This is a genomic window from Phnomibacter ginsenosidimutans (genome assembly GCF_009740285.1).
Lineage (GTDB): Bacteria > Bacteroidota > Bacteroidia > Chitinophagales > Chitinophagaceae > Phnomibacter > Phnomibacter ginsenosidimutans.
The window spans coordinates 2,316,818-2,337,101 of the sequence record NZ_CP046566.1; the positions used below are offsets into that span (position 1 = coordinate 2,316,818).

Sequence of the window (20,284 nt, forward strand, 5' to 3'; positions counted from 1 at the left end):
CCTAATTTGCGGGCACAACCCCTTAATTCCTATGAGGAGCAGTGATTTGAGACCGGCAGAAAAATCGTTCTGCCACACACCACCCGGTGTACCACCAACTACTACAACTTCAGTCACCAGCCTGCTTGGGCTGGTGCTCTTGTTCATGTGTATGGCCCCTTTGGCCAATGCCCAAACCTTTCGCAACGAATGGATTAACTACAGCAAAACCTACTATCGTTTTGCAGTTACACCAGCAGCAACGGTAAGCGGAGCAGCCAGCAACCATGCCAACAAGGGCGATTACAATATGCTGTATCGCATACCCTACGCTACCCTGCAATCGCAGGGGCTTACAGCTGTACCCGTAGAGCAGTTGCAATTGCTGCGCAATGGTGTTGAAGTTCCTATTTATACTTTTCCTGCCAGTGGCATCATGGGCACCGATGGCTACATTGAATTTTGGGGCCGTGCCAACGATGGCAGTGCTGACCGCGACCTCTATCGTTCGGCCATCAATCAGGTGAATGACCGCTGGAGCATGTTTAGCGACACCGCCTATTACTACCTCAGCACCAATGTGGGCAGTAATCTTCGCATTACAGATGGCGTACACAATCCACTTGCATCCTCGCTGGTGCCGGATTCATTTTTCATGCACACGATACGCATCAGTCCACGCAATACCCGCAACCTTGGCTTTGCCATCAATATTCAGGGCAAAGAAGTGCGGTCTGCCTCTTTCGAAGCCGGCGAAGGCTGGGCTGAAAACCGCTTCGGCAATTCGCCTTTTATATACGGATTGGGTAAGTTGTTTGCGTTTAAAAACACAAGTTCGACCATATCGGCCAGCTATTGGGCACAAGGTATGTCCAACGTGAACAAGACAGTGGAGTTCCGGTTGAATGATTCCATTATCGGCACCCGCACTTTCCGTAGGTACAATACCGATTCTGTTTTTTACAGCAACATACCGCTGAGCAGAATCAACAGCAACGACTCCACTTTTATTACAGTTCGACTGCCCGTGTTGGATGGCGGTTACCGCTCCATGGTGTCGAAAGTGCAGTTTACGTATCCCCGCAAATTTGAATTCGACAAACGAACAACGGCATTTGAATTTGTGCTGCCTGCTTCGGCTACCGGCAAGCTGCTGAAGTTTGTGAATTTTGACACCAGTGCTGCACCAAAAATTTTGATAGACGAAACCAACCGCAAACGCTACCAGGCCGTTCGGGTGGCCGATACTTTGTGGGTAGAATTGCCAGCTTCGGCAACGGCCAGCAACCTCATTCTCACCACGGTTGACTTGACGCCAGCCAAAAATATTGTCCGGGAAATTGCGCAGCTTACACCCAGAAATTTCACCAATTATGCATTGGCTGAAAACCAGGGTGATTACCTGATTATTTCTAACCAGCGATTGCACAACAATAATGGCAACGACCCTGTAGATGCGTACCGGGCTTACCGCTCCAGTGTGGCCGGTGGTAGTTATCAGGCAAAAGTTTACGATATTGAAGACATTACAGAGCAGTTCGGGTACAATGTTTTTAAACATCCCATTGCCATCCGCAACTTTTTGCGCTACAGCCGTTACCAGTTTGGCATTCAACCCAAAGCAGTGTTGCTGATGGGCCGTGGTTCTACCTACGATTACTCGTTGACAGATACCAATATCAGCAGGCTGAATTTGGTACCTACCTGGGGCCAACCCGCCTCCGACAACCTGCTGGCTGCAGCCGACAATGAAACCATTACTCCCGTTACGCCTATTGGCCGTGTGGCTGCCATCACCGGCGCCGAAGTACAAGACTATCTGGATAAAGTAATTGCTTTTGAAGCGGTGCAGGCTTCTGATACGGCTTCACATTTATGGCAAAAAGAAACCCTGCATTTGATTGGGGGCAACGACCCGTACATTGTTGACCCAATCAAAGGGTACATGCAGAAATACCAAGCCCGTATTACCGATACCTTGGTGGGTGCCAATGTGCAAAATTTCCTGCGCCTGAATGACCCCAATACGTCGGCCAACAACGCCGCCATACAGCAAGCCGTGCAGCGTGGCACAGGTATCATTTCTTACTTCGGGCACTCCTCAGCTACCAGTTTCGATTTCAATTTGAATGATCCTGCATCACTCAACTACACCCCTGGCCGACTGCCCGTCTTTTTGGCCAACGGCTGTAAAGCTTCTGAATTTTTCGACCTCAATACCCGCCGTTACAATCAGGCACAGTTGACGCTCAGCGAACGTTTTGTGCTCACCAAAAACAAGGGTTCTTGTCGTATTTATTTCCAGTACACATTATGGCATTTTGCAATACCTCGATGTATTTACAGAGAAATGGTATGATGCCATTGCCACCACCCACTATGGCAAATCGGTAGGTGAAATTCACAAGCAGGCCATTCAGAAAATGCTGGAAACAACCACCCTCTCCGACCCGGCAGCCCGCCTTACTGCCGAAGAATACCATTTGCATGGCGACCCGGTGTTGCGCATTCATACTCAATCAAAGCCCGACTACAGCATCGACTCTGCTGCCATCAGCATTGCTCCGGCTGTGGTTACAGCCAATACAGATTCTATCACCGTCAACTTTACGGTAACGAATGTGGGCAAAGCCATTGGCGATACGGCCCGGGTGCGGGTGTACCGTCGTTTTGCAGATAGCCGCGAATTGAAAATTGCCGATTCATTGTTTATCAATGTATCGAACAACAAAAGCATGCAACTGCGGGTACCCGTTGGTGGCAAAGGCGAAAGCGGCAACAACGCTATCGTAGTACGGATTGATGAAGACAACAAGGTAGCCGAAGTAAGAGAAGACAATAACAATGCTGCCAAATCATTTGCTGTGAGCAGTGCCGGTTTGCAACCCTTATGGCCTATGAATTATGGCATTGTTCAAAACTGGCCCACCGCTTTGCTGGCCACTCCATTTGACATTACTGCCGACAGTGCTACCTATCGTTTGCAAATAGACACCACCGAGTTGTTCAATTCGCCGGTATTGTATCAACTGGACACCGTCACCCGCAATGGTGCCATACAACTGATGCCGGGCAACAGTTTGCAAGCAGGCAAAGTATATTACTGGCGTACAACCGTGCTTAATGCCGGCAACCCCGGCACATGGAGCAGTGCATCCTTTACCTATCTGCCCGGCAGCGGTGCGGGTTTCAATCAGGGGCATTATTTTCAACACCTGCGGTCGGCGTACAGCAAAATGTATCTCGACTCCAACTCCCGCAGTTTCAAATACAACAACAAGTTCAACAACCTGTACATTACCCATGGTATTTATCCTTACAGTGCGGTAGAAGATTTGCACCTGAGCATTACGCCCAATGGCAACTCCAATATTTACAGTGCTTGTATTGGCCAGAGTGTAATTGTGAATGTGTTTGATTCACTCAGTTTTCTGCCCTATCCCAATCCGGCACAGGTAAGTGGTACCGTGGGTGGCTGTGCTCCCAATACTGCTTGGTCGTATTTACAATTTTGAGTTCAAATATTTCCCAGCGGCTAACCGCAAACGCATCATGGATTTTATCGATAGCATTCCTACCGGTCAGTTTGTAACGGTGCGTTTGGTAGTCGATCCGCCATACGATTCTATTCAGGTAAAATACTGGCAACGAGATACATTGCTGTATGGACCGGGCAACTCGCTATACCACCGGTTGAAGCAGCAAGGCATGTATGATATTGACAGCCTGAACCGAACCCGCACTTTCAGTTTTGTGTTTCAGAAAAACGACAGCACCCGGTTCAAACCGACCAACCTGTTTTCGGAAGGGTTGTATGATTTGCCTGTGCTGAGTGTAGACCTGCCCATGACCGATACGGCTGCCAGCATAACCTCGCCTTGGTTTGGTCCCGCCAAAAGCTGGGACAGTTTGTACTGGACGGGGTTGTCTGTTACAGAGCCCAACGGAAAAGTGTCGGATACCGTAAGAACGACCGTAATTGGCCGCAAAAAGATGGTAGTACACAAACGCTGTTCAGTTTCAACAGCACACAACAAACGGTGGCATTTACTGCAGCCAATGCTATTGATGCCAGCTTGTATCCATACATTCAACTGCAGCAAACCACTTTCGACAGCGACAATGCCACGCCGTACCCACTCGATTACTGGCGGGTCATATTTGCCCCTGCTCCTGAAGGTGCCATGATGACCGGCGACTATTTCCAGTTTACCGCCGACCCTGTAACCGGATTGTTCAAAGACACATTGCTGACCAATATTGATACGCTTCGTTTTGGGGTCGCCTTTAAAAACATCAGCACCGGTGCTTATGCCGATAGTCTGGTTGCCCGCATTCATTTGGAAGACAGCCTGGGTAATAAGATTCAACTGCTGCAGCAACAACTGAAACCGCTGGCTGCCGGCGACAGTGTTCATCTCTATTTTGAAAGACCACTCGATACCATTGTTGGTGCCTGGAAATTGTATGCCAGCATCAATGCCGATGGTGAACAAACAGAAATCAGTCTTGACAACAACTTTGTGTACATACCCTTCTATGCAAAATATGCATCTGTAGTGCCTGTCAACGCCAGGGTGTTTGAAGGGGTTGGTAACTGGAGCGATTCTGCCCGATGGACACCTTATGGTTTGCCGCAGTGTCACGAAAAAGTGTACATCCGTGGCAATTGTTTGGTGGACATTGCCAATGCAGTTTCCGATTCATTGTTTGTTGAAAAAACCGGCAGACTAGAATTTGCCTCAGCCAATGCAATGCTGAATGTTGGTTGCAGCCCCGATGGTGGTGGCAAGCTGGCCACTGTAAAAGGAACACTCATTGTAAGCGATGGATTGTTTCATATCAATGGTGGCTTGTTGTTTGCCGACAGCAGCAGTTTCTATCAGTTTGGTGGACGTATTGTACTCGACCCCAACAATGGCGACTCTGCCACTTCTATGCGTTTTGGCAACCAGTACGATGCACTCAACCGTGAACCGCTGGCGGTATTGTCGTTTGGTGGTTTGAGTGCCGATACCTCGGCCTACAAGCCCTATGTACAAGGCATCATTGAAGCCATTGGCGGCAGCATCGAAATCATTGATCCACCGATGTATGATTCTATGTTTACGTTCTTCTTTTCGAATGTAGACGTCAACAACATTGTTTTTGACAGTGCTCACCAACTGGTGCTTGGCAGCAGTAATGTAGCCATTACCGACAGCAGCCGTATGAATCAGTTTTTAATTCAGCTCGATGAAAACGGTGGTGATGGGTATGTGGCCTTTGGCAAACTCATCATTAAGGCCAATGCCGTGCCAGGTAGAAAAGTGGTATTGCGGGGCCCCAATGGTTTGTTCCTGCGCATCCGGGGCGAACTGAGGCTGGAAGACGGAGCCGTACTGGAATTAAAAGACGGACTGGAACTGAAGCTTCAATACGAATAATCAACAAGGCCCGGCGGGCTGTGTATTGATATCGGGCAACGGGTAAAATAGTTGCCCGATATTTACGTTTATAAAGCAGCCGCTACGGCGGCGCAAAACACCATCACTACTGCATGAACCGAATCGTTGCACTTACGATATCAACCCTGTTACTGTTTCAGTTTGCTGCCCGTGCACAGTTCCGGAAATACTCCAACGAGTTTTTGAATATTGGTGCCGGAGCCCGTTCGCTGGGCATGGGTGGCGCCAGCGTAGCCACTGCCGCCGATGCCACTGCCGGCTACTGGAACCCCGCAAGGCTGGCTGCCGTTCGTGACAATCCACAGATTTCGCTGATGCATGCCGAGTATTTTTCGGGCATTGGTAAATATGATTTTGCAGGTATTGCCATTCCCATTCAGGACAACAGAAGAACACTCGGCATTTCACTATTACGCTTTGGTATTGATGATATTCCCAACACCTTGTTTTTGGTAGAGCCCGATGGCCGCCCCAACTACAACAACATCGAAACATTTTCGTCGGCCGATTATGCGTTGATGGTAGGCATGAACAACATTGTTTTCAGCAATGACGACCGCGAATTGTCGATTGGTGGCAACGTCAAAATCATTCACCGCAATGTGGGCAGCTTTGCCAAAGCATGGGGGTTTGGTATTGATGCCGGTATTACTTACCGCAGCGAACGCTTGGTCGCTGGGGGCTGTGCTGCGGGATGCCACCAGCACCTTCAACATGTGGAGCTTTCGATTTACTGAAAGAGAAAAGCAAGCCCTGTACCTCACCCGCAACGATATTCCGCAGACCTCTACCGAAATGACGGCTCCCCGCCTGCTGCTGGGCGGTGCTTATGGCTTTATGCTTACCGACCGCATTGAGCTACTGGCCGAGCTGCAACTCGACAATACTTTTGATGGCAAACGCAACACTTTAATCAGCACCAATTTTGTGAGCATCGATCCACGCTTGGGTTTGGAGTTGAATGTAGGCGAAGTATTTTCTGTGCGGGGTGGCGTCAGCAATTTTCAGCAGGCGCTGAAAGATGGCGACAGCACCAACCAACAAAAGACATGGATTTTTCAACCGGCATTGGGTGCGGGTTTTAAAATTAAAAACGTGAAGATTGATTATGCCTTTACCAACCTGGCCAATCAAACTTCTCCTTTGTACACCCATATCATTTCCCTTTCTGTTGACCTGAAAAGAAAAGAAGACTAATGAAAAAATGGAAGGTCATACTCAGCATTACCTGTGTTGTATTGATGCAGAGCATCTGGAACAACTCAGCCATGGCGCAGTACAACAATGAGTGGATTAATTACAGCCGCACCTATTACAAATTCAGCATTGCTGCACCGGGCATATACCGCATACCCAAAAGCACTTTGGATGCCGCAGGCTTAGGCAATACACTTGCACAACACTTTACACTGTGGCGCAATGGCAGCGAAGTGCCCCTGTACACCAGCGTTACTTCGGGCACCTTGGGCGCCAATGATTACATCGAATTTTTTGGTACCAGAAATGATGGAATGCCAGACAAAGCATTGTACCGCAACAGCATCGATCATATTGATGAAAAGCACAGCCTGTTTACCGACACCGCTAGTTATTTTTTAACGGTCAATTCGGGCAGTGCCAACCTGCGCATTGCAGCCATGGCCAATGGTGCTGCAGGTTCCGGGCTTACAGCATTACCCAACATTTGGAAAAATGTACGCTTCGAATACCAGAACATGAGCACTGGTTCTCCTCGTCCGTATATTCATCGAGGCTTTGCCGTCAACTTTGGAGAGTACGTGTATTCATCCGCCTACGACCGCGGCGAAATGAATGCTTCCAACGACATTTTTCCTGATCAAAACAGCATTGATTTTACCGACCGCACTGCAAAATTCAATAACCTGCAACCCTATACGGCAGGTGGCTTGCAAGCAAAAATTAAAGTATCGATAGCAGGCAGTGCGCCTAACAGCCGTACCGTTCGCATACTGCTCAACAATGCAGCTCTCTACGATCGTAGCTATGCACAGTTTGATGCCCGAATCGATTCGGTAAGCAATGTATCGCCAGCGCTGCTGGGCAATGCGGTAACAGAAATTGGTATCAAAAACCTGAGCAGTAATCTGAACGACCGGGTGGTAGCCGGCTTTGCAGAAATTGATTACCCCCGCTTGCCAGATGCCGGCAATGCAGCAGCTTTCGATTTTTACCTGCCGGCCAGTGGCAGCAGCACCCTGCTCGAAATCAGTGGCTTCAACCACAGCGGTGTAGCACCGTTACTATATAACATCAGCAACAATACACAAATGCCCGGCCTGATTATGGGCGATGGCAAAGTACGTTTCTTATTGCCCGCAGCGGCGCAAACCCAACAGTATTGGTTGGTGGCCAACAATGCACAAGGCATTACAAACATCAATAGCCTCACAACCCGCAACTTTATCAACTATGCGCAGCAGGCCAATCAGGGTAACTATTTGATTGTGACCAACAAACTGTTGTTGGGTGGCAGCAACAATCCTATTGATGCATACCGCCAGTACCGCAGCAGTGCTACGGGTGGCGGTTTCAATGCCAAAATTGTAACCATCGATGAACTGGTAGATCAGTTTGCGTATGGCATCAAGATGCATCCGTTATCTATTAAAAACTTTTTGCGTTTTGCAAGAGCCAATTTCAGTGTAGCGCCTACGCATTGCTTCCTTATTGGTAAGGGTATTACCTACGATGAAATGCGGACTTATGAAAGTCATCCAAAAGCTTCGTCGTTGTTTTTGCTGCCTACCTGGGGCTATCCGGCATCGGATGTAATGCTGGCAACAGACGGCTTAAATACAAGTGCCGTGAATACATTCATTGGCCGACTAAACGTCATCAGAACCAGTGAAGTAAATGACTACCTCAATAAAGTAAAAGAGTTTGAAGCCCAGCAGGCCAATGCATCCATATCGCAGCAAGACAAAGCTTGGATGAAAAATGTGGTGCATGTGGTTGGTGCCAACGATGCGTCTATTGAGCAGCTCATTGGCCCCTACATGAATGCCTACAAACGCATTATTGAAGACACCTTGTTTGGTGGCCGTGTTACCACGTTCAATAAGTTTAGCAGTACCACTGGTGCCGTTATTGAAAATGAACTGCTGGAAAAACTGTTTGAGCAAGGCTTTAGTTTGCTCACTTATTTTGGTCACTCCTCTGCTACGGCGTTGGACTACAACCTCGATTGATCCTTCCCGCTACAACAACCCCGGCAAGTACCCGGTGTTTTTGCTGAACGGTTGTAATGCAGGTAACTTTTTTACGTTCGACACCACCCGTATAGGCACCATCAATACCATATCGGAAAAGTATGTACTGGCCCCCAACCGTGGTGCCATTGCGATGATTGCCAGTACCCACTTTGGTATCGTTAATGGCTTGAATGTTTATTCTACAGGTTTTTATCGTTCAGTGGGATTTCAATCGTACAAGCAAAGCATTGGCCGCAACATGCGGGATGCCATCAGCTATCAAAATACCTTGTGGGGCATCAACGATTACCTGGCCCGTATACACACCGAACAGCAAACCCTGCATGGCGACCCTGCGGTGAAAGCCAACGCCTTTGACCAGCCCGACTATAGTGTGGAGCCCGCTAACATCAATATCAATCCATCGTTTTTGTCTATTGCCGAAACGAACTTTAAAACCAAAGTGTACTATTACAATTTGGGGAAGGCGATCAACGATTCGATGACCATCAATGTAACCCGTCAGTATCCCCAGAGCAGTATTTATCCCAATGGTTTTACCGAAGTAGTTTTCAGCAGAAAAGTAAAAGCGCCGCTGGCGATTGATTCTTTCGAAATAACCCTGCCCATTTTTGCAGAAAGAGACAAAGGCAGCAATCGGATAACCGTTACACTGGATACAGAAAACAAGATTGCAGAACGCAGTGAGCAAAACAACAGCACCATCCGCGACATTGTGATTTTTGAAGACGAGCTGCGGCCCGTGTATCCTTACAATTTCGCCATCGTTAATAAAACGAATATCAAGTTGATGGCATCTACATCCAATCCGTTTAGTGAAGTGATGAACTACCGGATGGAACTGGACACTACGGAACTCTTTACATCTGCATTCAAAGTCACCCGCAATGTTTCTGCCAAGGGTGGCCTTATTGAATTTGACCCTGGCATTACTCTGCAAGACAGTGTGGTATATTACTGGCGCCTGGGCATTGTGAACAGCAGTGGCACCGTGCCTCGCTGGAACAATGCTTCGTTTGTGTACCTCAACGGCACGCTAACTGGTTTCAACCAAAGTCATTTTTACCAGCACACCAAAAGCGGTGCCGAACGCTTGTACATTGACACAACCAGCCGTAGCTGGAAGTACAACAATCGCCTCAACAATATTTTCAGCAACCATTCTATTTATCCCATCACTGGTGTAACGGACGGCGATTTCAGCATTAGTGTCAACAACAGCATTATTTCGTCGAGCTTCTGTGTGGGCCACTCGATTGCCATCAATGTATTTGACCCCATCACTTTCAAACCCATGCGCAACTATCCGGGTGGTTTGTATGGCAGTGGCATGAACAATTGTGTGCCCTTCCCCAACCTGAGCCGCCAATACAATTTTGAGTGGGATGACCGCGATACCGGCAACCGCCGCAAGATTCTCAACTTCATGGACAATGGCATTCCCAATGGTTCGTATGTGTTGGTGCGGAAAGTGTTGGATGCACCATATGATCAGGAAACTTTTGCCGAAACACTTAAAAATGATGAACAATATTTTGGCACCGGCAACAGCATTTATCATCGCTTGAAAGCTGCGGGCTTCAATGAAATTGATTCTTTCAAACGGGCTCGTATTTATATTTTCCTGTACAAAAAAGGTGACCCCACTTTTACACCTGTTGTAAGAATGAGTGAGGGTTTGTACGATCGCCTACAACTGAATGCCAACTGTCCTACCCCCGATTCGTTGGGCTACATTACTTCGCCGCTGTTTGGCCCTGCCAAAAGCTGGAAAGATGTAAAATGGCGTGGCCGTGGTTTGGATGCCATCAACAGCGACCAACCCATTGTAGATGTGATTGGTGTGGATGGCAACGGCAATGAAACCCTGCTGCGCAAACTCGCCATCAACCAGCAAGATGCCGACATTTCCAATGTGAGTGCTACAGCGTATCCGTACATCAAACTGCGCATGGAAAACATGGATACACTCAACGGCACACCGTATCAATTGCGCTGGTGGCGGTTGTATTATACACCCGTACCCGAAGGTGCACTGGCCCCCAATGTGCTGCTGCAACTCAAAGATTCGTTGACACTGGGCGAACCACTCGACTTTAAAATTGCATTCAAAAACATCAGCGAAGCGGCATTCGACAGCCTGCGGTTGAAAGTGTATGTGGTAGACAAAAACAATGTGCAGCACGACATTGTATTGCCCCGCAAAAAACCACTCATCAGCGGCGATACTACTACCGTTGCCTTTACCATTGATACCAGAAATTACGGCGGCATCAATACGTTGTACGTGGCAGTAAACCCCGACAACGATCAGCCGGAGCAATATTTCTTCAACAACTTTTTGTTCAAAACATTTTATGTAGAAGAAGACAAATACAACCCGCTGCTCGACGTGACTTTTGATGGTGTTCGCATTCTCAACCGCGACATTGTGTCGGCCAAACCCAATATTCAAATCAAGCTGAAGGATGAAAACCCCTTCCTCGCTTTGAATGACACTGCCGGTGTTACCATTCGATTGAAGTACCCGCAGGAAAGCGTGGCCCGCACCTACCGCTGGAATACAGATACCCTCCGCTTCACCCCGGCTAATGTGAGTGGTGGCGACAACACAGCTACCATCGACTTTACGCCCACCTTGAACCAAGACACAGAAGGCAGCGAATACGAACTGACCGTAACCGGCAAAGACCGCAACAACAACCGGGCGGGCAACCTCGAATACCGGGTGACCTTCCAGGTGTTCAACAAACCCATGATCAGCAACCTGCTGAACTACCCCAACCCGTTCAGCACCAGCACGGCCTTTGTATTTACGATTACCGGTCAGGAAGTACCGCAGGAGTTTAAGATTCAGATACTCACCATCACTGGTAAAATAGTGCGGGAAATAACCCGGCAAGAACTGGGGCCGCTGCACATTGGCACCAACATTACCGAGTACAAATGGGATGGTACCGATACCTATGGCCAAAAGCTGGCCAACGGCGTGTACCTGTACCGGGTGGTCAGCAGCCTCAACGGCAGCCGCATGGAGCAGTTTAAACTCAACGACACTTTCGACCAAAACAGCCAGGACATGACCGATAAGTTCTTCAACAAAGGCTATGGCAAAATGGTGATTTTGAGGTAGGAAGAAAGACCGGAAGTCGGGTGATGAAGCCTTGAGCTTGTCGAAAGTCGGGAAGACCGAAAGTCCGAAGTCTGTAGACCGTAGAAGAGCAACCATAGACAACCACTCCACTCTACGTCACCTCTCCAATGGAGAGGACGGGTGAGGTTAATAAATTCGAAAGTCCGGAGTCGGTAGTCCGAAGATGGATTTCTCCCCTCCTTGGAGGGGTGGCCTTTAGGCCGGGGTGGGCAAAAAGTCGGGAAGTCCGAAAGTCCGTCGTCTGTGGTCTGTCGTCTGTCGTCAGTCCCTTCATTACCGCATTTCGAAAACCTTTTACGCATACAGAACACCCTGCTAGCTCAGGGTGTTTTACTTTTGCGCCCTTCTCAATAGTAAAAGCAACACAGTAGTATGGCAAAAATTGGCATCAACATAGCAACCGGTAGTTTACAACAGGCAGAAATGATTGTGGGTATCGACCTTGGCACCACCAACAGTTTGGTGGCCATCATTCACCCCGAAAGCGGCCGACCCGTTGCCCTGAAAGAACACGACAGCAGTTCGCTGGTGCCATCCGTAGTGCATTTCGATGCTTTTGGCAATGCCAGCGTGGGCGAAAAAGCCCGCCAGTTTCTGGAAACAGAACCGCAAAACACCATCTTTAGTGCCAAGCGCCTCATGGGCAAAAGCTACAAAGACGTGCAGCAGCATGCCGACTTTTTTACCTACAAAGTGATAGACGACGACACCGAAAGCCTGGTGAAAGTGCAGGTAGGCGACCGTTTCTTCTCACCCATTGAGCTTTCTTCTTTTATACTGAAAGAACTGAAAAACCGGGCTGAGCACATCTTGAAAACGCCCGTTACCAAGGCCGTGATTACCGTGCCCGCTTACTTCAACGATGCCCAGCGCCAGGCTACCCGAGATGCGGGCAAGCTGGCCGGCCTCGATGTGTTGCGCATTGTAAACGAACCTACCGCTGCCAGCCTTGCCTACGGCATTGGCATCGACCCCACCGAAGAAAAAACCATTGCCGTGTACGACCTCGGCGGTGGCACTTTCGATATCTCCATTTTACGCATCAGTCAGGGTGTGTTTGAGGTGCTGAGCACCAATGGCAACACCTACCTCGGCGGCGACGATTTTGACCGGGCCATTGTGCAGCACTGGGTGCAGCAGAGCGGCCTCGATATGCAGGAAGTACAAGCCAACAAGCAGTTGCTGCAGAGCCTGCGCCTGGCGGCAGAAAGCGCCAAGAAACACCTGAGCAAGGCCGACCATTATCATGCCGATGTAAACGGCGATGTGCTGAGCATTACCCGTGCCGAATTTGGAACGCTGATAGCTCCGCTGATTGAGGCCAGCATGCAATGCTGCACACAAGCTATGCAAGATGCCGGTCTGCAGGCCAGCGATATACAGGAAGTGGTGATGGTGGGTGGCAGCACCCGTGTGCCTGCGGTAAAAGCAGCCGTGAGTGCCTTTTTTGGCCGCCCCGTACACGACGAAGTAAACCCCGACGAAGTGGTGGCTCTTGGTGCTGCTGTACAGGCCGATATTTTGGCGGGCAACAACAAAGATGTATTGCTGCTGGATGTAACGCCGCTGAGCCTGGGCATTGAAACCATGGGCGGACTGATGGATGTGCTCATCCCCCGCAACAGCAAAATACCTACCGGCGCCGGCCGCCAGTACACCACGCAAAAAGATGGCCAGAGTGGCATGCGCATCAGCGTGTACCAGGGCGAACGTGACCTGGTGCAGGACAACCGCAAGCTGGCCGAATTTAACCTCACCGGCATACCCGCCATGCCTGCCGGACTGCCCAAGGTGGACATTCGTTTTCTCATTAATGCCGACGGGATATTGCAGGTAAAAGCGAAGGAACTGCGCAGCGGCGTAGAAACCGCCATTGAAGTGCAGCCGCAGTACGGCCTTACCGATGCAGAAGTAGAACGCATGCTACTCGAAAGCATTACGCATGCCAAAGATGATATTGCTACCCGTGCCCTGGTAGAAGCCCGCACCGAAGGGCAGCAACTGCTGGAAACCACGGAGAAGTTTATTGGTAAACATGCCGCTCACCTTACCGTGGAAGAACTCACTGCTACTGCTGCTGCCATGCAGGCGCTGCAGCTGGCCCTTACCATGAGCGACAAAGACCTGCTGCACAAAAAAATGGAAGCACTGAACGACATCAGCCGCCCCTATGCCGAACGGGTGATGGACATGGCCATTAGCCAAAGCATGAAGGGCCAGAAAATATAACGCAGGCAATAGACGATCTGTGAGCAGGTTGAACGCTCAACTCAACATTGGGTTTTATGCAAGTTGGCTTGACATTCTAAAATCAGCTAATTGCAAATCCAAGTTGTGATTTGGGCTGGACAAACTACTTTCAACTATCGCTATTCGATACAATTTTATTATTTTCAATCAGCAGCAGATGTGGTTAATCGGAATGCTAGCCTCCGACCTGCCTGAATTTCTTTATGTTTCCTTATGACTTTAATCGCCATTTTATTCCCTTTTCTTTCTTTTATTCTACGAGGGAAAATCATTATTGGCATTGTATGCCTGATACTACAAGTGACTTTGCTGGGCTGGATACCCGCAGCGATATGGGCGGTGATTTCCTTACAAAATGAAAGGGCGGATCGCCGAAATGAAAAATTGATCCGGGCTATGAAGAACCGCTGAGCTTCTTCAACGATTGGTATTCGCCCACAAGGCATGCTTTTTTCCCAGCAACATCTATCACAGGGGACGTTGCGTATGCTTGGTTTTGATTTAACCTGCCCCAAAACTCATTCTTGCCCATCCCCTTTCATAGTGGTACATTTAAGAAAAGCTACTGAGTCAGTAGTAGCCATCATCCTATAAACCTCACCCCATGCTCATCTCCAACAACGAACCCAGCAACTGGCCGGGCTACAAGTATTGCTTGCGCAAGCTGGTTTGTGTGTGGCAAATGGATTTAGCGCATGCCTTGTACTTTTTGCCTTGATGCAAAAAGTACCAAAAAACTCAAGGCCAATACAATCCCTCCGGGTGTTTGGCCGGGCCTGCGCCTCCCTCTGTGGGGCGGGCTTTCAATGTGTGAGCTGGTGGGATACCCTATTTTCGGGATGGTTGCATAGATGTGAAGTGGTTGCAGGGAGTAAGCTGCCTGGATGGGGCATGGCTTTTTTGGGTGGACATACGTGGTGAAGAGATGGTTCGTGGAGGCACGAACCATGGCAAGCGGGAGGATATGGTTCGTGTGTCACGAACCATGGCGGGGGCAACATCAACGATGTTCCAACTCTTTGTTGGTCAGGCGACCAACAAAGGCGGGGTGTAAGGGTGCTGTAAGGTGCTTGTATGCTGGGCGTATGTGGCGGGTATGGTGGGCGTATGTACGGAGGATGAGGGGGGATTGGTTGATTTGTTGATTGGTTAATTAGTTGATTTGTTGATTGGGGATTAGGCATTAGGGATTGGGAGGCTTGTATTTGTGTAAGGGGGTGATTATCTTGTCGGGACAAACACACACTCATGCACGACAACAGTTCTCTTCAACTCCTTGGTGTCAGCGGGCAAATTGGTAAACGCCTGGTTTTTAAACGCTATGGCCGCAAAACGGTGGTGACCCGCTACCCCGATATGAGCGGCGTGGTGCTCAGCCCCCAACAACGGGCCTGCAACAACCGGTTTGCCGCAGCCGTGGCTTATGCCCGAAGCGTATTGCAAGACCCGGTGCTGAAAGCGGCTTTTGCCGAACAGCTCCCACAGGGCCACAGTATTTATCATGCTGCTATCAGGGCGTATTTGCGCCAGCAGGGTTGCTGTCGCTAGCTAGTTTACCGATGGTAAATGCCTGCCAACTTAGTTTACTGACTTTTTGCATTGATGCATGGTCGCTTAAGAGAAACGATTTCTGATGGCGCTTCACTTGGGGGTGAATGACTCATACTGCATGCCTTGTACTTTTTTGCCTTGATGCAAAAAAGTACCAAAAACATCAAGCCTACCCCGAATGCCTCCGGCCGGGTAGGCAGGCCGACGCCTCCCTCTGTGGGGCTGTACTATTACATGCTGGCGGGTGGGATACCCTATTTTCAGGATGGTTGCATAGATGTGAGGTGGTTGCAGGGAGTCTTCTGCCGGGATGGGGTATGGTGGTTCCAGGTGAATATACGTGGTGAAGAGATGGTTCGTGAAGGCACGAATCATGGCGGGGGAATACACCAGCAACATCAACGATGTTTCAGCTCTTTGTTGGACAGGCGACCAACAAAGGCGGAGATGGTTGCAGGGAGTCTTCTGCCGGGATGGGGCATGGCTTTTATGGTTGGACATACTGAAGAGATGGTTCGTGGAGGCACGAACCATGGCGGGGAAATACACCAGCAACATCAACGATTTTCCAACTCTTTGTTGGTCAGGCGACCAACAAAGGCGGGGTGGTTGCAGGGAGTCTTCTGCCGGGATGGGGCAGGGCTTTTTTGGTTGGACATACTGAAGAGATGGTTCGTGGAGGCACGAACCATGGCGGGGGGCAGGGTGTTTTTGATGATGGGTAATTGGGAATGGGAATTGGTAATTAGGGATTGGGAATTCGGGGGGCTTGCATTTGTGCAAACAGGTGATTATCTTACAATAGCATTCACAGCACAAACCACTCACCCGCCTCATTCACTCATCAACTCATCACCTAATTAACCAATCAACTAATTAACTCTCCCCCACTCCCTTCCCGATGAGCACACGGCATACCGATATTGCGGCGGCAGCAGCAGACCTGCAGGATAGCCTGCTTCTTCCTACATTTACAGGGCAGCAAATGCCCGTACAATTGAATCATTCCTTAGCACATCTTCCCGATTACAAACAGGCTCAGCTCCGTGACATCAGCGCCATTATTCAGCAGGCGGTGAACCCGGAGAAAATCATTTTGTTTGGCAGCCATGCCACCGGCCGCTGGGTGGAGCACCGCTATGCCGAGCAGGGCACGGTGTATGAATACATCAGCGATTATGATTTGCTGGTGATTACCCGGCCGGGCGATACCCGCCCCGATTATGAAGTGCAGGACCTGATTGAAAACCGCTGCGTGTACAAAACACCGGTGACCGTGATTGTACACGACATTGATTTTGTGAACAAGATGCTGAGCGAAGGCCAGTACTTTTTTACCGACATCGAACAGGAAGGCATAATGCTATACGATGCAGGTACACAACCGCTGGCCGAACGCCGGCCCCTGAGCCCGCAAGAAGCCAAGGCCATAGCTCAAGAATATTTTGATGAGCTCATAACAGGTGCAAGAGAGTTTTATACAAGTGCGAAACTCAACTTCGATATTGGTCAGAATAAAGTTGCTGTATTCAATCTCCACCAAGCTACAGAACGAATCTATAACGCAATCATATTGGTGCATACGGGTTACAAGCCCAAAACGCATAATCTGGATAAACTGAAGCGGCTGTGCAAGCGGTTTTCTGAGGCGCTTGATGCGGTGTTTCCGAACAACAGTGCGGCAGAGAAGCATTTGTTTGACCTGCTGAAACGGGGCTATATTGATGCCCGCTACAAAAAGGACTATGCCATCAGCCAGCAAGAACTGGCGCTGCTGATAGAGCGGGTGGCCCGCTTGCAAAGTATTGCCGCCGATTTGTGCACCCAAAAAATTGCCGGCTTCGATACCTGATGCATTCTTTTCATGCTGCTGTACACGGTGGGCTACGGGGCTCTTCCCGCAACACAAATGCATGAACGTATGAAACATCAAAAAAGAAAACAGCTCCGGCATTTTTTTGCCAAAGGCAGCGGCTACGAACAACGGCAGGAATGGCAATACCTGATGCCATGGCCTTTGCTGGCCCTCTGCCGTATGACTGAAGTGCCGCCCAAGCGGCTGATCAGCCAGCTGCTGAGCGACCTGGCACAGGACAGCTGGAACCGGCACCCCAATGAAGGGGTGCGGAGTTTGCTGGTGGAATATTTTATCCTGCGGGGCTATGGTGCCGACCGCTACAGCGAGGAGGATATCCGCAGTATGTTTGCCGAAATGAATGCCCTGGGTATGCTCTGGCCCGATGAGGGCAACAGCCGGCTGATAGACAGCCACGTGAAATGGCGCAAACGCCAGCAGGCTTACTGGTTTGAGAAATGGTATTATAAAATACGGCGGAAGGAACCAGCCTGACAGTGCAGATACAGGAAGCGGTGCTTCCTGTATTTTTTTGCCTTGATGTATGGTCGTTTGTGGGAACCGCTTTTTGTTGGCGTTTCACTTGGGGTGAATGGTGCTTAATGCTTGCCTTGTACTTTTTGCCTTGATACATGGCCGTTTGTGGGAACCGCTTTTTGTTGGCGTTTCACTTGGGGTGAATGGTGCTTAATGCTTGCCGTGTACTTTTTGCCTTGATACATGGCCGTTTGTGGGAACCGCTTTTTGTTGGCGTTTCACTTGGGGGTGAAAGGCGACTACAGCATGCCCTGTACTTTTTTGCCTTGATGCAAAAAGTACCAAAAAAAATCAAGCCTACCCCGAATGCCTCCGGCCGGGTAGGCGGGCCAACGCCTCCCTCTGTGGGGCTGTACTATTACATGCCAGCAGGTGGGATACGCTTTTACAAGATGGTTGCATAGATGTGAGGAGGTTGCAGGGAGTCTTCTGCCGGGATGGGATATGGTGGTTTTTGATGATGGGCAATTGGGAATGGAAATTGGTAATTAGGGATTAGATGGGCTTGTAATTGGTAAATGGATTTAGGGCTTGCCTTGTACTTTTTGCCTTGATGCAAAAAGTACCAAAAAACTCAAGGCCAACACAATCCCTCCGGGTGTGTGGCCTGGCCTGCTCCTCCCTCTGTGCGGCAGCCCTATTCAGTGTTGGCAGGTGGGATACGATGTTGCAAGATGATTGCATAGATGTGAAGTGGTTACAGGGAGTCTTCTGCCGGGATGGGGTATGGTGGTTTTAGGTGGACATACGTGTTGAAGAGATGGTTCGTGGAGGCACGAACCATGGCGGGGGAATTCACTTGAGTGGGATGAATTAAAAGTGGTAACAACAACAATACAGAATGTATAACCGGGTGGATTGTACTAATAAACAATACAAAATGTATAACGCTAGAATATTGACAATCAATAATGTTTCATTAGGTCTTTTCTGAAAACAGTATCATATATTTATGTGTTGGCGGCAAGGCTATCGGACGACTGCGAACACATTGACGGAGTAACATAAAAGACGTTGAATGACTGTCCCCGTGTTGGACTTTTCGGCAGACTTTGGCGTAACTTTTTAACTTGGTGCTCCATACTTTCGTTCGGTTTCGGGGGACAGTAATTCAGCGTCTAAAAGGACTTGGTTAACGGCTTGACAATTATCCGACAGGCTAACCATCAACGATTAACAAGAAAATAATGAACATGAAAATATCATACTTATTTGGAGCCGGAGCAAGTAAACAAGCACTTCCAATAGTAAACGAGATACCAACAAGGATTAAAGAAGTTCTTCAACTATTGAAGAGTGAGAATTTCAAAATGTCTGACACGGAACAGTATGATGACTTGAAATTACAACTTTCAAAAGCTGATATTCAAAAGACATTAATTGATGATATTGAGTGGCTTCTCTCCCACTCAGAGAATCACGCAAGCATAGACACTTTTGCAAAGAAATTATTTATTAAAGGTAAGAATGAAGACTTAGACAAATTAAAAGCTGCGTTTTCAGTTTATCTAATTGTAGAACAACTCATAAACAAGGCGGACAAGCGTTACGATTCATTTTACGCTTCTTTACTTAACCACAACTACTATGAGTTTCCTAGTAACTTAAGAATATTGAGTTGGAATTATGACAGTCAATTTGAGCTATCCTTTTCAGATTATACCGAGAACAAAAACATTGGCTCTAACAAATCTTATCTCAACGTAATCACAAAATACACCTACGACAAACCAAGAGGTTCAAAGTTTTGTCTACTAAAATTAAACGGCACAACAAATATTCTTCAAGACAATGGATTTAGGGAATACTACTACATAAGTGAGTATGGCGATGATTTTACGGTGAAACATTTTGACAAAATTTTAAGAAACTACGCAGCAATCAGATTGGCAAAATTTCATCTTTTTTCGGGACTTTCATTTGCTTGGGAGAGATATGGAAAACCTGAGAACGATATTATTCAACACGCTAAAAACGAAACTTATGACACTGAAGTTTTGATTGTAATTGGATACTCGTTTCCATATTTCAACAGAGAAATAGACCGTGAAATAATTGGGAATATGACTATGTTGAAAAAAGTTTATTTCCAAGCTCCTGACGCTGATATTCTTAAAGAGAGATTTTTATCAATAAGAAACGATTTGAAAAGCGAAGGTTTATTGGCAAGGTTTGACGTTGGACAGTTTTTGTTGCCGAATGAACTATAAAAAAGCCCAGCCGCCAACATCGGTTTTGCGTCAGGCGGGGTGACGTGCTTCTATTGACAATTTTGTGT

13 protein-coding genes are annotated in these 20,284 nt (G+C 48.4%); all 13 read left to right on the forward strand.

The window, feature by feature from the left end; all coding sequences use genetic code 11:
* Window positions 1-31: 31 nt before the first annotated feature.
* On the forward strand, window positions 32-2,338 hold the full coding sequence (gene porU2, locus GLV81_RS21265; RefSeq protein ID WP_157478753.1) for a putative type IX secretion system sortase PorU2: 2,307 nt from the start codon (window positions 32-34) through the stop codon (window positions 2,336-2,338).
* Window positions 2,301-3,494: a CARDB domain-containing protein gene (locus GLV81_RS10090; RefSeq protein ID WP_197428216.1), complete on the forward strand. Its 1,194-nt coding sequence runs from the start codon at window positions 2,301-2,303 to the stop codon at window positions 3,492-3,494. The genes porU2 (GLV81_RS21265) and GLV81_RS10090 overlap by 38 nt, the downstream gene beginning before the upstream one ends.
* A 525-nt stretch (window positions 3,495-4,019) precedes the next feature.
* Window positions 4,020-5,405: a hypothetical protein gene (locus tag GLV81_RS10095; RefSeq protein ID WP_157478755.1), complete on the forward strand. Its 1,386-nt coding sequence runs from the start codon at window positions 4,020-4,022 to the stop codon at window positions 5,403-5,405.
* 113 nt (window positions 5,406-5,518) lie between these two features.
* Window positions 5,519-6,163 (forward strand): PorV/PorQ family protein, encoded by a 645-nt coding sequence (locus GLV81_RS20305; protein WP_246185919.1) that lies wholly within the window; start codon window positions 5,519-5,521, stop codon window positions 6,161-6,163.
* Window positions 6,141-6,623, forward strand: a complete 483-nt coding sequence (locus GLV81_RS20310) for a hypothetical protein (protein ID WP_246185920.1) — start codon at window positions 6,141-6,143, stop codon at window positions 6,621-6,623. Before GLV81_RS20305 ends, GLV81_RS20310 begins: the two co-directional genes overlap by 23 nt.
* Window positions 6,623-8,635, forward strand: a complete 2,013-nt coding sequence (gene porU2 / locus GLV81_RS21270) for a putative type IX secretion system sortase PorU2 (protein ID WP_157478756.1) — start codon at window positions 6,623-6,625, stop codon at window positions 8,633-8,635. The genes GLV81_RS20310 and porU2 (GLV81_RS21270) overlap by 1 nt, the downstream gene beginning before the upstream one ends.
* Window positions 8,562-11,792: a C25 family cysteine peptidase gene (locus tag GLV81_RS10110; RefSeq protein WP_197428217.1), complete on the forward strand. Its 3,231-nt coding sequence runs from the start codon at window positions 8,562-8,564 to the stop codon at window positions 11,790-11,792. The genes porU2 (GLV81_RS21270) and GLV81_RS10110 overlap by 74 nt, the downstream gene beginning before the upstream one ends.
* A 393-nt stretch (window positions 11,793-12,185) precedes the next feature.
* Window positions 12,186-14,042: a Fe-S protein assembly chaperone HscA gene (gene hscA, locus GLV81_RS10115; protein ID WP_157478758.1), complete on the forward strand. Its 1,857-nt coding sequence runs from the start codon at window positions 12,186-12,188 to the stop codon at window positions 14,040-14,042.
* Between the two features lie 234 nt (window positions 14,043-14,276).
* Window positions 14,277-14,474: a YqaE/Pmp3 family membrane protein gene (locus GLV81_RS21580; protein WP_343030563.1), complete on the forward strand. Its 198-nt coding sequence runs from the start codon at window positions 14,277-14,279 to the stop codon at window positions 14,472-14,474.
* Window positions 14,475-15,311: 837 nt separating this feature from the next.
* The gene (locus GLV81_RS10120) at window positions 15,312-15,611 is read left to right on the forward strand and encodes a hypothetical protein (protein ID WP_157478759.1); all 300 of its coding nucleotides are present in this window, start codon (window positions 15,312-15,314) and stop codon (window positions 15,609-15,611) included.
* Window positions 15,612-16,515: 904 nt separating this feature from the next.
* On the forward strand, window positions 16,516-17,466 hold the full coding sequence (locus GLV81_RS10125) for a HEPN domain-containing protein (protein ID WP_157478760.1): 951 nt from the start codon (window positions 16,516-16,518) through the stop codon (window positions 17,464-17,466).
* A gap of 69 nt (window positions 17,467-17,535) precedes the next feature.
* On the forward strand, window positions 17,536-17,964 hold the full coding sequence (locus GLV81_RS10130; RefSeq protein WP_157478761.1) for a hypothetical protein: 429 nt from the start codon (window positions 17,536-17,538) through the stop codon (window positions 17,962-17,964).
* 1,235 nt (window positions 17,965-19,199) lie between these two features.
* On the forward strand, window positions 19,200-20,216 hold the full coding sequence (locus GLV81_RS10135) for a hypothetical protein (RefSeq protein WP_157478762.1): 1,017 nt from the start codon (window positions 19,200-19,202) through the stop codon (window positions 20,214-20,216).
* Window positions 20,217-20,284 lie beyond the last annotated feature (68 nt).

Bases quoted from the DNA above. Each gene is read 5' to 3' on its own strand.
- porU2 (WP_157478753.1), top strand. From the start codon at position 32: ATGAGGAGCAGTGATTTGAGACCGGCAGAAAAATCGTTCTGCCACACA.
- GLV81_RS20305 (WP_246185919.1), top strand. From the start codon at position 5,519: ATGAACCGAATCGTTGCACTTACGATATCAACCCTGTTACTGTTTCAG.
- GLV81_RS20310 (WP_246185920.1), top strand. From the start codon at position 6,141: ATGTGGAGCTTTCGATTTACTGAAAGAGAAAAGCAAGCCCTGTACCTC.
- porU2 (WP_157478756.1), top strand. From the start codon at position 6,623: ATGAAAAAATGGAAGGTCATACTCAGCATTACCTGTGTTGTATTGATG.
- hscA (WP_157478758.1), top strand. From the start codon at position 12,186: ATGGCAAAAATTGGCATCAACATAGCAACCGGTAGTTTACAACAGGCA.
- GLV81_RS21580 (WP_343030563.1), top strand. From the start codon at position 14,277: ATGACTTTAATCGCCATTTTATTCCCTTTTCTTTCTTTTATTCTACGA.
- GLV81_RS10120 (WP_157478759.1), top strand. From the start codon at position 15,312: ATGCACGACAACAGTTCTCTTCAACTCCTTGGTGTCAGCGGGCAAATT.
- GLV81_RS10125 (WP_157478760.1), top strand. From the start codon at position 16,516: ATGAGCACACGGCATACCGATATTGCGGCGGCAGCAGCAGACCTGCAG.
- GLV81_RS10130 (WP_157478761.1), top strand. From the start codon at position 17,536: ATGAAACATCAAAAAAGAAAACAGCTCCGGCATTTTTTTGCCAAAGGC.
- GLV81_RS10135 (WP_157478762.1), top strand. From the start codon at position 19,200: ATGAAAATATCATACTTATTTGGAGCCGGAGCAAGTAAACAAGCACTT.